The 13,035-nt window shown below is 54.2% G+C and carries 13 protein-coding genes; 1 reads left to right on the top strand and 12 read right to left on the bottom strand.

Annotated features, from left to right (window positions below):
- Window positions 1-3: 3 nt before the first annotated feature.
- From ispC to ACYCZJ_RS02380, 8 genes are all read right to left on the bottom strand, one after another.
- Window positions 4-1,194: a 1-deoxy-D-xylulose-5-phosphate reductoisomerase gene (gene ispC, locus ACYCZJ_RS02415; protein ID WP_461552626.1), complete on the bottom strand. Its 1,191-nt coding sequence runs from the start codon at window positions 1,192-1,194 to the stop codon at window positions 4-6.
- Window positions 1,191-2,018: a phosphatidate cytidylyltransferase gene (locus ACYCZJ_RS02410; RefSeq protein ID WP_461552625.1), complete on the bottom strand. Its 828-nt coding sequence runs from the start codon at window positions 2,016-2,018 to the stop codon at window positions 1,191-1,193. Before ACYCZJ_RS02410 ends, ispC begins: the two co-directional genes overlap by 4 nt.
- Window positions 2,008-2,769 (bottom strand): polyprenyl diphosphate synthase, encoded by a 762-nt coding sequence (gene uppS / locus ACYCZJ_RS02405; protein WP_461552624.1) that lies wholly within the window; start codon window positions 2,767-2,769, stop codon window positions 2,008-2,010. Before uppS ends, ACYCZJ_RS02410 begins: the two co-directional genes overlap by 11 nt.
- Window positions 2,770-2,779: 10 nt before the next feature.
- Window positions 2,780-3,337 (bottom strand): ribosome recycling factor, encoded by a 558-nt coding sequence (gene frr, locus ACYCZJ_RS02400; RefSeq protein ID WP_461552623.1) that lies wholly within the window; start codon window positions 3,335-3,337, stop codon window positions 2,780-2,782.
- 12 nt (window positions 3,338-3,349) lie between these two features.
- Entirely contained in the window at window positions 3,350-4,072 is a 723-nt protein-coding gene (gene pyrH, locus ACYCZJ_RS02395) for a UMP kinase (protein ID WP_461552622.1), read from the bottom strand.
- Between the two features lie 4 nt (window positions 4,073-4,076).
- Window positions 4,077-4,952 carry a translation elongation factor Ts gene (gene tsf / locus ACYCZJ_RS02390; RefSeq protein WP_461552621.1) on the bottom strand — a complete coding sequence of 292 codons (876 nt, stop codon included), beginning with the start codon at window positions 4,950-4,952 and terminating at the stop codon, window positions 4,077-4,079.
- Between the two features lie 87 nt (window positions 4,953-5,039).
- Window positions 5,040-5,789: a 30S ribosomal protein S2 gene (gene rpsB, locus ACYCZJ_RS02385; RefSeq protein ID WP_461552620.1), complete on the bottom strand. Its 750-nt coding sequence runs from the start codon at window positions 5,787-5,789 to the stop codon at window positions 5,040-5,042.
- A gap of 155 nt (window positions 5,790-5,944) precedes the next feature.
- Entirely contained in the window at window positions 5,945-7,729 is a 1,785-nt protein-coding gene (locus ACYCZJ_RS02380) for an ABC transporter transmembrane domain-containing protein (RefSeq protein WP_461552619.1), read from the bottom strand.
- A 314-nt stretch (window positions 7,730-8,043) separates the two neighbouring features.
- Here ACYCZJ_RS02380 and ACYCZJ_RS02375 point away from each other — a divergent pair, with 314 nt between their 5' ends.
- Window positions 8,044-8,625 carry a bactofilin family protein gene (locus ACYCZJ_RS02375; protein ID WP_461552618.1) on the top strand — a complete coding sequence of 194 codons (582 nt, stop codon included), beginning with the start codon at window positions 8,044-8,046 and terminating at the stop codon, window positions 8,623-8,625.
- A 79-nt stretch (window positions 8,626-8,704) separates the two neighbouring features.
- Here the strand turns inward: ACYCZJ_RS02375 and ACYCZJ_RS02370 are convergent, their stop codons facing one another.
- The 4 genes from ACYCZJ_RS02370 to oxlT all read right to left on the bottom strand — a co-directional run bounded on the left by ACYCZJ_RS02370 (window position 8,705) and on the right by oxlT (window position 13,022).
- Window positions 8,705-9,151 carry an Lrp/AsnC family transcriptional regulator gene (locus tag ACYCZJ_RS02370; RefSeq protein WP_461552617.1) on the bottom strand — a complete coding sequence of 149 codons (447 nt, stop codon included), beginning with the start codon at window positions 9,149-9,151 and terminating at the stop codon, window positions 8,705-8,707.
- 64 nt (window positions 9,152-9,215) lie between these two features.
- Window positions 9,216-10,007, bottom strand: coding sequence for a sulfite exporter TauE/SafE family protein (locus ACYCZJ_RS02365; protein WP_461552616.1), 792 nt, complete (start codon window positions 10,005-10,007; stop codon window positions 9,216-9,218).
- Between the two features lie 65 nt (window positions 10,008-10,072).
- A complete protein-coding gene (locus ACYCZJ_RS02360; protein WP_461552615.1) occupies window positions 10,073-11,641 on the bottom strand; it encodes a gamma-glutamyltransferase family protein in 1,569 nt (522 codons plus the stop codon).
- Window positions 11,642-11,723: 82 nt separating this feature from the next.
- Window positions 11,724-13,022: an oxalate/formate MFS antiporter gene (oxlT, locus tag ACYCZJ_RS02355; protein ID WP_461552614.1), complete on the bottom strand. Its 1,299-nt coding sequence runs from the start codon at window positions 13,020-13,022 to the stop codon at window positions 11,724-11,726.
- Between the last annotated feature and the right edge of the window lie 13 nt (window positions 13,023-13,035).

The raw sequence follows: 13,035 nt of genomic DNA, 5'->3' as shown, positions 1-13,035 counted from the left end.
GTTTTAAGCCTTCGCCTGCAGAGTGTCGAGAAAAGCATCCGCGTCGGCGCGCGCCTGTATGTCGGCTTGTACCAGATCATCCATATCGCCTGGCTCACCGGCTGGCGCACGCGCAAGCGCATATTCAATGGCCGCCGGTATCGATAGGTAGGATGCACGTCCGGCCAGGAATGCCGCCACCGCAGACTCATTGGCTGCATTCAGCACTGCTGGCAGCATGCCCCCGCCGGACAATGCCTCGAAAGCCAGTTTCAGGCACGGGAAACGCGCGTAATCCGGAGGTTCGAACGTGAGTCCGCGCCCGAATAAATCCAACGCTTCCACGCCCGCATCAATGCGTTCCGGGAAGCCCAGCGCATACGCGATGGGGGTACGCATATCCGGGTTACCGAGTTGCGCAATGACCGAACCATCCAGATAATCCACCATTGAATGGATCACGCTTTGCGGATGGATCACTACCTGTATTTGAGCGGGCGTGGCGTTGAACAACCAGTGCGCCTCGATCACTTCCAGCCCCTTGTTCATCATGGTGGCGGAATCCACCGAGATTTTTTTACCCATTACCCAGTTGGGATGTGCGCAGGCCTGTTCCGGTGTGACGTGCGTTAACTCATCAATAGGCGTGGTCCGGAACGGACCACCCGAAGCCGTGAGCAGAATACGCCGTACGCCGCAGGCTGCAAGGTCGCCACAAAAATGGCGCGGCAGCGATTGAAAAATCGCGTTGTGCTCGCTATCAATCGGTATCAGCTCTGCCCCGCCTGCTGTCACCGCCTGCATGAACAGACTGCCAGCCATGACCAGGGTCTCCTTGTTGGCAAGCAAAATACGCTTGCCCGCCCTGGCCGCAGCCAGCGCCGGACGCAGTCCGGCAGCACCGACAATGGCAGCCATCACCGTATCGACTTCAGGTAACGCCGCGATCTGTTCCAGTGCTGCCATACCCCATAGCACTTCGGTCGTACTACCCAGTACCTTGAGCATCTCGCTCAGTCGCGCGGCATTCGCCGCATCCAGCACCACTGCGTAACGGGGAGAATGGGTTCGACACTGCTCGGCCAGTTTATCCAACTGGTTATTGCCGGACAGGGCCACGATATTGAATCGATCCGGGTGGCGTGCCACAACATCCAGAGTGTTGACACCGATGGTACCGGTCGCCCCAAGAACGGTGAGATGACGTACGCTCATACCAACGCTCGTGTCAGTAACTGCCCATGCAACAACAGCAGTGCCGAGACTGGCAAAGCCGAGGTCAGCGCGTCGATACGATCGAGCATGCCACCATGCCCGGGCAGCAAATTGCCACTATCCTTGGCACCGGCCAGCCGCTTGACCCAGGATTCAAACAGATCACCCAATATGCTCAGATAAAATACCAGCCAGACAAATAGCGCCAAAGGCAGCAGCCACTCCGCAGGAGATTGCACCCGTCCCGATGCTGCTGCAATACCCAGCACAATCAGGGTATAGATTGTCACGGCCAACCCCGCACCCGCAGCGCCCTCCCAGGTCTTGCCGGGACTGATTTGTGCAGCCAGTTTGCGTCGGCCGAAACGCTTGCCGGTGAAATAAGCTGCACTGTCCGCAATCCATACAATACCCATGAGCAGCAACAAGCCCAAAGCACTGTAGGCACGCAAATCAAGCAATGAAAGCCATAGCGGCAACAGCACCAGCCAGCCGGCCAATATACGCAATACAGGTTGTTGAAGTCGCCAGCCGAAGGCCAGCCAGAGGGGGGCAACCACCAGCCAGAACAGTGTCGCTGCCAGATAAATCAAGCCATGGTACGCGTCACCCCACACATAAACGAATGCCGCTAGCGCGACACTCGCCACTGCGTAGCCATTTGCTGCCGCCATGGAAAATCCGGACAAACGTCCCCATTCGCGTGCGCCGAATATCAGCGGCACGACCATTACCACTGTCCACGCTGGCTGCGGCAATAAAAACAGGCAGGCCAAAAAACCGGCCAGCAGAGTCAGGGCTGTCGCCCAGCGTTTACTTAGCATGTTCAATCAACTGTTCGCTGGTACGCCCGAAACGGCGTTCGCGGTTACTGTACGAAGCAATCGCCTGATCCAGCGCGGCAGCATTGAAATCCGGCCATAGTGCGGAGGTGAAATACAGTTCAGAGTAAGCCAGCTGCCATAACAGGAAATTACTGATGCGCTGTTCGCCGCCAGTGCGGATAAACAGATCCGGCTCGGGCGCATAATGCATGGACAGATGCGGCGCAAGATCGGCTTCGTCTATAGTCTTTCCTATCAATTCCGGGTGCTTTTCCAGCATCGCATTCATCGCCTGCATGATGTCCCAGCGCCCGCCATAATTGGCAGCGATGGTCAGGGTCAGGCGGGTATTGTTGCTGGTGAGATGCTCCGCCTCGTGGATGAGTTTGACCAGCTTGGGGCCAAAACGGGCGAGGTCGCCCACCACGCGCAGCCGGGCGCCGTTCTTGTGCAACTTGGTGATTTCCCGCTCCAGTGCCAGCGCGAACAGATCCATTAACATGGATACTTCGTCGTGCGGGCGGCGCCAGTTTTCCGAGCTGAAGGCAAACAGGGTAAGGTATTCCACACCGCGGTCGCCGCACGCCTTGATCACATCGCGAACGGTTTCCACACCGCGCTTATGCCCGGCAATACGTGGCAGGAAACGTTTTTTTGCCCAGCGCCCATTACCATCCATGATGATGGCAATGTGCCGCGGCACGTCAGGTGCTTGTGGGATATCCCGGGTAGAGCTGGTAAAAATGCCCACTGAATCAGGCCTAGACCGCCATCAGGTCGGCTTCTTTGGCGACCAGCGCCTTGTCGATCTCGGCAATATATTTATCGGTGAGCTTCTGAATATCATCCTGGGCGCGACGTTCATCGTCTTCGCTGATGGCCTTGTCCTTGAGCAGATCCTTGAACTGCGCATTGGCATCACGGCGCACATTGCGCATCGCTACCTTGGCATTTTCACCTTCGGTTTTCACCAGCTTGATCAGATCGCGACGACGTTCTTCAGTGAGCGCAGGCATCGGTACGCGAATCAGATTGCCCTGGCTGGACGGGTTCAATCCCAGGTCGGCATCGCGTATTGCCTTCTCCACGGCGCCGACCATCTTTCCTTCCCACGGCTGTACGGCAATGGTACGTGCATCCATCAGGGTAATATTGGCCACCTGGGTGATCGCTGTGGGGTTGCCATAGTAATCGACCGTAACATGATCAAGAATACCGGTATGTGCGCGACCAGTCCGCACTTTACCCAAATCCGCCTTAAGCGACTCCAGGCTTTTGACCATTTTTTGCTCAGCAGTTTTTTTGACGTCTGCAATCATGAATAACTCCTGTTAACACTGCGCTAAAACCAGGGTACCTTCATCTTCGCCCAAGACAAATCGCGCCAATGCACCGGCCTTGAAAATACTCAATACCGCTAACGGCATGTTCTGGTCGCGGCACAAGGTGAATGCGGTCGCATCCATTACTTTCAGATCCTTCTGGATCGCCTCATCAAAACTCAGTCGCTGATAACGTGTTGCAGCCGGGTCTTTTTTCGGGTCCGCGCTGTATACGCCATCCACCTTGGTGGCTTTGACCACAATATCCGCGTTCATTTCCATACCGCGCAATGCGGCAGCGGTATCGGTGGTAAAGAAGGGGTTCCCGGTACCGGCGCCGAAAATCACCACGGTGCCTTCTTCCAGATAACGCAATGCCTTGCCACGAATATAAGGCTCGGCAACCTGCTCGATATTGAGCGCTGACTGTACCCGGCTCGGCACGCCAACGCGACGAAATGCATCCTGCAACGCCAGTGCGTTCATTACGGTGGCGAGCATGCCCATATAATCGGCGGTCGCGCGATCCATGCCTGCAGCGCCCGGCGCTACACCACGGAAAATATTACCCCCGCCGATCACTACAGCCACCTGCACACCCATATCGACCACCGTCTTCACCTCGCCGATGATGCGGGCAATGGTGTCGCGGTTAATACCATAGCTGTCGTCGCCCATCAGGGCCTCACCCGACAACTTCAGCAAAATGCGCTTGTACACCGGGGCGTTCATGGTGTTAAACCTTGGCAGCCGCAGCCACTTCGGCAGCGTAGTCCACCACTTTTTTCTCGATACCTTCACCCACCACGAACATGGTGAAGCCATTCACTTTGGCTTTTTTCTCGGCCAGCAATTTTTCTACAGTCTGGTCGGGGTTTTTCACAAACGGCTGGCCCAGCAGAGTCACTTCGGCAAGATACTTGCTGACACGACCTTCTACCATTTTGGCCACAATGTCGGCAGGTTTGCCTGAATCAGCAGCCTGCGCTGTATAAATTTCGCGCTCTTTGTCCAGCAAATCGGCAGATACCTGGTCTTTCGACACGCAAATCGGTTTGCTCGCCGCGATGTGCATGGCGATGTCTTTTCCCAATGCCTCATCGCCATCCAGGTCTACCATCACGCCTATTCTGGAACCATGCAGATAAACGGCCAAACTGCCTGTTGTAGTGTAATGTACGGCGCGACGAATACTGAGGTTTTCACCCAATTTCATAATCAAAGCCTGACGCACTTCCTGAACACTGCCACCAGCCGGCATGGCCATCTCAGACAACGCAGCCGCATCGGTAATTCCGCTTTGTGCAGACAGTTGCGCAACCGACTTGGCAAAAGCCAGAAAATCCTCATTTTTGGCAACAAAATCAGTCTCGCAATTGATTTCCACCAATGCGCCAACCTTACCATCCGCGCTGACAAAAGAACCGATTACGCCCTCCGCTGCGATCCGCCCTGCGGCTTTGCTAGCCTTCGCGCCACTCTTGATACGCATCAGATCTTCGGCAGCACTCATATCACCATCGGTCTCAGTCAATGCCTTTTTGCATTCCATCATGCCCAGACCAGTGCGCTCACGCAGTTCCTTGACCATGTTTGCAGTAATTTCAGCCATGTCCTACTCCTCGGATTCTTAATTCAAAATTCAAAAATTTATTACAAAAAAAGGGGCGTACGCCCCCTTTTTTTCAAGAAGACCAGCTTATTGCGCTGCTGCTTCTCCAGAGGCTTCCACCTCAACAAATTCTTCGCCTTCACCCAGGATTTCGCTGATCACCTGGCTACGGCCTTCCAGCACCGCGTCAGCCATGCCGCGCGCATACAGACGAATCGCGCGATTGGAGTCATCGTTACCGGGGATGATGTAATCTATACCCAGCGGGCTGTTATTTGTATCTACCACGCCAATGACGGGAATGCCCAACTTGTTGGCTTCGGTCACAGCACCTTTCTGATAACCCACATCAATTACCAGCAATGCATCAGGCAGTGCGCTCATATCCTTGATGCCGCCAAGACTACGATCCAGCTTGTCAAATTCACGCTGCAGCACCAGCGCTTCCTTTTTGGTCAGCTTGGAATTGACATCGCCCAGCATGGCTTCAAGGTCCTTCAGACGCTTGACGGATTGCTTGACGGTTTTGAAATTGGTCAGCATGCCCCCCAACCAGCGGTGATCCACATAGGGCATGCCGGCGCGCTCAGCTTCTTCGCGCACAATTTCGCGCGCCGAACGCTTGGTACCCACAAACAGCACAGTACCCTTGTTGGTTGACAGTTTGCGCACGAATTTCAGTGCATCCTCGAACATCGGCAAGCTTTTTTCGAGGTTGACGATGTGGATTTTGTTGCGATGACCGAAGATGTACGGTGCCATCTTCGGGTTCCAGAAACGGGTTTGGTGGCCGAAGTGAACACCAGCCTCCAGCATTTGACGCATGGTAATAGACATAATATTTCCTTTAGGGTTAAGCCTCCAGCCGTCGCCCAACACCCCGTTCGGGGCACCCTAAGCTATTGACGACTGTGCGAATTTTGATGCGCACCATGCACACCAAGGGCGTAATTCTACCACGTCGTCAATCTTCTCGGCAACGCGCAAATGGCTTAACCGGGTGTATGGAATTGAAGTGCAGCCAGGTTGGCGTAAATACCGCCCAATGCAATCAGCGAAGCATGCGTGCCAACCTCCACAATTTCGCCATTTTCCATCACCACTATACGGTCTGCGCGCTGCACCGTGGCCAGGCGATGTGCGATGACCAGCGTAGTACGGCCGGCCATTGCTGCTTCGAGCGCTCTTTGCACCAGCCGCTCGGATTCGGCATCCAGTGCGCTGGTCGCTTCATCCAGCAACAATAATGGTGGATTTTTAAGCAACGCCCGCGCGATGGCGATTCGCTGGCGTTGCCCGCCCGACAGGCGCACGCCGCGTTCCCCCAGAAAGGATAGATATCCTTGGGGCAGGTTTTCGATAAATTCATGCGCCGCAGCCATTTTTGCGGCAGTGATTACCTCCGCATCCGTCGCATCAATGCGCCCATAACGAATATTTTCCAGCGCATTGGCAGAAAAAATCACCGTATCCTGCGGCACAATACCGATGGCTGCCCGCAAGTCATGCAAATCGAGCTGCCGGATATCGACGCCATCCAGCGTGATCAATCCGTGTTGCGGATCATAAAAACGCAGCAACAACTGGAACAGCGTGGTCTTGCCCGCGCCGGACGGCCCCACTACAGCCACCGTCTCGCCCGGCTGGACGACAAGCGACAGCCGACACAAGGAAGCCGTGAGCGGGCGCGAAGGGTAATGAAAAGTGATCTCCTGCAATACCAGCGTAGCGCCATTGTGAGAACGCGCTGGCAATACCTGGGCTAACTCGGGAGATTGAATCGGGGAGCGCACGGCCATCAATTCCAGCAACCGTTCAGTCGCACCCGCAGCCCGCTGTGCCTCACCCAGCACCTCAGATAATGCACCGATGGCACCGGCTACAATAACCGCATAGAGAATAAATTGTGCCAGTTCACCTCCTGTCATCCGGCCCCCCATTACTGCTTGCGCACCTAACCACAACACAAACACGATCGCACCAAAGACCAGAAAAATGGCCGCCAGGGTCAGCATTGAACGCGCACGGATACGCGCCATTGCTGTATTAAAAGCACTTTCAACCGAGTCAGTAAAGCGGCCAGATTCCATGCCCTCATGCGTGAACGCCTGAACCGTTGGTATTGCATTCAGGATTTCACCCGCCATTGCCGATGCATCCGCGATACGATCCTGCGAGTCACGTGACAGTTTGCGCACACGCCGCCCAAAGAAAACGATCGGCAACACCACCGCAGCCAACAGCACAATAATGATGGACGACAGCTTGATGCTGGTGACAAACAACATCACCAGGCCGCCCATAAACAGCAAAGTATTGCGCAGCGCCATGGAGATGCTGGTGCCAACCACAGCCTGGATCAGCGTGGTATCCGTGGTCAAGCGTGACAACACTTCCCCACTCTGGGTGGTCTCAAAAAATTGCGGGCTTTGTCTCACCACATGCCAGTAAACCGCGCCGCGAATATCAGCAGTAACGCGTTCCCCCAGCCATGAAACCATGTAAAAACGCGCAGCAGTAGCAATTGCCAGAATGCAGGCCACACCGAACAGTGCAAGGAAATAGGTATTCACATGCCGGATACTTTTTGAACCTGTTGCGCCAAAACCGAGGTCGATCATTTGCCTGAACGCATACGGAATGGCAAGTGTCGCGCCTGCGGCGACCAGCAGCGCAATACCTGCCAACAGAAATTCTCTTTTGTAGGGTGCCAAAAAAGGCAGTAGACCTTTAAGGGTAGACAAACTGCTTTTGGGAAGGGTCGAAGCAAAAGACATATCGTTTAATTAATTATGAAATAGTTCAACGCTCAATCAAAAATTCGTCGTCATTTGGCGACACAAAAAATACAAATACAGCTTTGATTTATAAGGTTTATACAAAAAAAATAAAATGCCTTTGAATTTATCGTCGCTTTGCAGCGACAAACCTGATCCTCTTGGCCATACTCGATGCCCGTGTTAATAAAATATCCAATTGTTTATTCTACATATTTAGTAAATGGCGCACATTTTGCTAGGAGATTAACGAATCACGGCTGCTCCCTACCGTGGCAATTCCGCGACTCAATCCTAGCGAGAGGACGATACACATGCTCAAGAATTTCATGCAACCAGCCCATGCCAAAACCACTCATCACAGCATGAATAATTCGTTAATGGATACTCCCAGCAGGCCGTTGGATAGTACGCCCAAATCACTTGAAACACCCACGAGCGTAAAATCGACTTCCAATAATGAGGAAGGTAACAAACTGACGGTAGGCCCAAACATCAAACTGAAAGGTTCAGAAATCACCGATTGTGAAATTCTGGTTGTAGAAGGCAGGGTGGAAGCCTCCATGAATAGCCGTGACATTCGTATTGCTGAAGGCGGGGTCTTTTCGGGCACGGCAGAAATCGACGTTGCGGAAATTCGTGGCCATTTCGAAGGTGAACTCACCGCCCGCAAGCGCCTGGTGATTTACGCGACCGGGAAAGTCACAGGGCAGATTCGTTATGGCGCGTTGAAAATCGAGGAGGGTGGCGTGCTCTCGGGAGACATCGCCACACTCTCAACACCCCATGCCAGCCTGGTTAAAACACCTGAGATGCCCATAGAGGACAAATTGGACGCGCTTCCAGAAAGCGCCCCAGCTTCAGTGCTGGCCAAAAATTCGGTGGGCAGGCGCTAGGATTCCACTTTTGCCGTATTTGTCATAAACGTACCCGCCGCTTTGCGGGTACGGTTCCGTCCTCATTAAAATCTGCTCGCTAGATTCGGGGGCCACCCCGGCGATTTTTAATTCGTGACAGCAGCGTCTTGCAATTGACCTTGACGATGTGTTTGCGCGAAAACAGATTCCGGTGGACAAAGTCTTCGAGTGCCTTGTCATCATCGGTCAGCGTATGAATATGCAAGCTCGTCATGTCACTCATGATGTAAAGACTGCGTACTTCCGGCTGCCGGGCGAGGTCTTCAGCCACGGCCTCTATCCCTTGCGGGTCAACTTGAACATCGAAAAACGCCGACACCGTGCTGCCAATTTTTTCCGGATTGACGATCAGGGTAAACTTCTCGATCACACCATCCGTGATCAGTTTTTGCACGCGGTCTCGCACATGCACCCTGGACACTCCCAACTCACGCGCAATATCCGCAAAACTTCTGCGTCCGTCATCGATCAATATCCGTAATATTGTTTGATCCAGCTCGGTCACAGCGTTCCTTAAAAATTTTATCCTGCCAGCTCGACAGCAGCCCAAATTTCAAATGTCCATCGAGCTATCCGCCGAACAGCATTTGCAGTGCAACTACCAGCAGCAGTATACCGAAAGCGCGCTTCAGCTTCGCTACCGGCAAATGATGAGCCAGCCGAACCCCCATTGGAGCCACTATTACTGAAGTCACACCTACCGCGAGCAACGCCGGCAAATCAATATAGCCAAGAGTCCATGCAGGCAACCCCGGATGATGCCAGCCGGACAGCACAAAACCCGCTGCACCAAATAAAGCGATGGGGAAACCTAAGGTGGAGGAAATTGCGATGGCCCGTTTCATCTCGACATTGCAAGCGTGCAGGAACGGCACGGAAATCGTGCCACCGCCAATTCCCATCATGGCAGACAACGAGCCTATACCGAGGCCCACCCCCCAAAGCCCTTTGGGCCCCGGCAGCGTCCAGTGAGCTGCGGGTTGCCATTTGGCCAATAATTGCAGCGACACCATAATCAGGAATACCGAAAAGATCATTTTGAGCGTCTGTGCCGGTATGAAACCGGCCAGATAGCCGCTTACCAGCCCGCCGATCAGCGTCGCGGGGACCAGCATGCGAACTACCGTCCAATCTATCGCGCCACGCTTTTGCTGCGCAATGATTGCTGACAAGGAGGTGAATATAATACCCGCAAGCGAGGTGCCAATCGCAAGATGCGTGAGCACATCAGGCTGCACCCCTTCATGCTTGAATATCCAGATCAAAGCGGGCACAACCACAATACCGCCACCCACTCCCAGCATCCCGCCCAGCAGACCGCCTACCACACCCAGGCCAAGATAAAAAACAATAAACGTCATGCAAGCTCTCCACTTTCATCTACACACACAAAACAATACTCGGTGCTCGTAACGACTCAGACCATCTAGAAGCAGGCGACACCTCCGTCACTGCGCGGATCAGACGCTCCCTCCAACATGCCGTGCGGATGTCGAATGATCGCGCCAGCGTGTCCCATGGCTTCATCGAAATCATGCAATATCTCGATTTGGTGACCACGCTGGCGCAAGGACTGGACAACTTCACTACTAAAGCGCGCCTCGAGTTTCAGGCTATCCGAAGACTGGCCCCACGTACGGCCTAATAACCAGCGCGGCGCAGTCACCGCCTGCTGCAGGCTTTGCCCATAGACAATAGCGCGGGTAAATACAGCTGCCTGGGTTTGCGGCTGACCGTCGCCGCCCATCGTGCCGTAAACCATCACACGCCCGTCATGCAGTCGCGCCAGCGCCGGGTTCAAGGTATGAAAGGGTTTGCGCCCTGGTTTCAGTTCATTCAGCGCACCTTTTTGCAAGGAGAAACTGCACCCACGGTTTTGCCAATTAAGGCCACTCTGTTCAAGCACCACGCCACTTCCGAACTCATGATAGATACTCTGAATAAAACTCACTGCCCGTCCCTGACTATCCATTACACCCATCCATACGGTATCGCCTGGACCGCGACCTTTACCCCACGGCAGCGCAAGATCGAGATCGATGGCTTTTGCCAAAGGATTTAAAAATCCGGGCTGCAGACAAGCCTGGGCGTCGATACGCATATCCCGGGGATCAGTAATGTAAGCATCACGAACTTTAAATGCCTGCTTGGTGGCCTCCACCACGCAATGCACGTAGTCGGCGCTGTCCGGTTCCATTTGGCTCAGCCCCATCCGGTCCAGAATCCCGAGGATCATCAGCGATACCAAGCCCTGCGTAGGCGGGGGCAGATTGTAGAGTTTGCCCAGCGTGTGCTCCAACGCCAGAGGCTGGGTCAGCTCGGCTCGATAGCCATTCAGGTCGGCCAGAACAAGCGGGCTGCCGCATGCGGCCAGATCCGCCGCAATGGTCTGCGCCAATTCGCCGCGATAGAAATCATCCAGGCCTGCATGGCTAAGATGGCGTAAGGTTGCAGCCATTTTGGACTGAAAAAACAGGCTGCCTTCCTTGGGCGTTGCTCCATCCACCAGAAAGTGTTCGCGGAAGCCAGGCTGGCATTCCAGTTCTGTTTGCTTGGTCCGGGTACTGCGCATTTGACTGCCGGTAACGGCTACGCCCTGCTCTCCATGATGAATAGCATCGGCAAACAGCCTGGACAAGGGCATACGCCCGTCCCAGCGCTGCTTGCTCAATGCCAGCGCACGCTCCCAGCCTGACACCGTGCCAGCTACGGTATTGACTGCCAGCGGCCCACGCACCGGGATGCTGTCCAGCCCAAGCCTGGCATAAAACGATGGACTGGCGCCCGCAGCCGCTCCACCGCAGGCATCGATTGCAACCGGTTCTTGTCCCGGCTCATGAATCAACCAAAATGCATCCCCTCCAAGTCCGGTCATATGCGGGTATACCATCGCAATCGTGGCCGCAGCAGACACCATGGCCTCAATCGCGTTGCCGCCTTCCCTGAGCACATCAATCGCTGCCCGTGACGCCAAAAAATGGGGGGCAACGGCCATTGCAGTATCGGTACCCGATGTATTTATCATGGAATGATATGATCCAATCTATCTCCTGTGTTCAGAGTTCATACACCAAGCTTCAGGCTAGGGCGGGAGCCATTTCAATGCGCTCGGAAGCCATCCGTTTACGCCACGACTTGAGCACGAACAATGCAAGCAGCGCGGTAGCCACGTCCATTACGCTCACAATGCCAAAGATGGGCACCCAACTGTGTGTTGTTTCATGCAGCAACGCCGCGACCGGTGCGCCCAGAATGGCGCCCACGCCCTGGGCCATGTACAGGAAACCATAGTTGGTCGTTGCATTGCCAGTACCGAAAATATCGGTCAAGGTAGAGGGAAACAATGAAAATATTTCACCCCATCCAAAGAACACTACGCCCGACAGCAGCACAAACGCCACAGCATTCTCTCTAAAGGCCAGCATCATGATGATCGCTGCAGCTTCCAGCATGAATGCCACCGCCATCGTGTTCTCCCTGCCGATATGATCGGATATCCAGCCAAAAAACGGGCGGGTCAATCCGTTGGTAAATCGGTCAATTGACAGCGCCAAGGGCAGTGCCGCCAAACCGAATACCAGCACGTCGCTCACACCAAAATCCTTGGCGAAGGCACCCATCTGCGATATGACCATGAGGCCACCCGTAGACATCATGGTCATCATCACAAACAACAGCCAGAACACCGGCGTTTTCAGCATCTCGCCAGAGGTGTAATTACGCGTGCTTTGCGAAACCGCCTTACTGGCAGCTATAACAATATAAGCAGGCAACTCGAGAGGTTTTGGCGCACGTCGCAAGCCCTGCGCCACCACCAGTCCGACCAAACCTATGACAATGCCGAAGACTGTCAAGGTGTGTGCGTAGCCCGCATCTTTGATCATTGCGGCAATAGGGAAAGTCGTCAATATCGCTCCAAAGCCATAACCGGCAGCCACCAACCCAGTGGCAAGACCCCGTTTGTCAGGGAACCACTGCACCATCAAACCGACAATACCCACATAGACGATCCCTGTTCCAAGCCCTCCCATGACCCCATAGGAAAAATACAAACCCGCCAAATCATGAACATAAGCGGCCGCCACCCAACTGCCGCCAGTCAATATTGCGCCGGCGGATATCAGCAATCGCGGCCCAAATTTTTGAATCAGGTACCCCTGAAGAGGCGACAACCAAGTCTGCAATACAACAAATATGGAGAAGGTCACCTGTATAGCCGCCAGGCTCGTATCAAGCGAAGACTGCAACGGCTTTACAAACAGCGTCCATACATATTGAGAGCTTGAAATGGACATCATCGCAACCAGGCCAAAAACAAGCTGCCACCATCGATTATGCGGCAACCGGGAATCCCCTACAGGGCTTACTGTATTCATTTAATTCACCTCG

The sequence above is a fragment of the Sulfuriferula sp. genome, from assembly GCF_054605375.1.
Note: the sequence above shows the minus strand (reverse complement) of the source record. Positions and strands in the feature narration are given on the sequence as shown.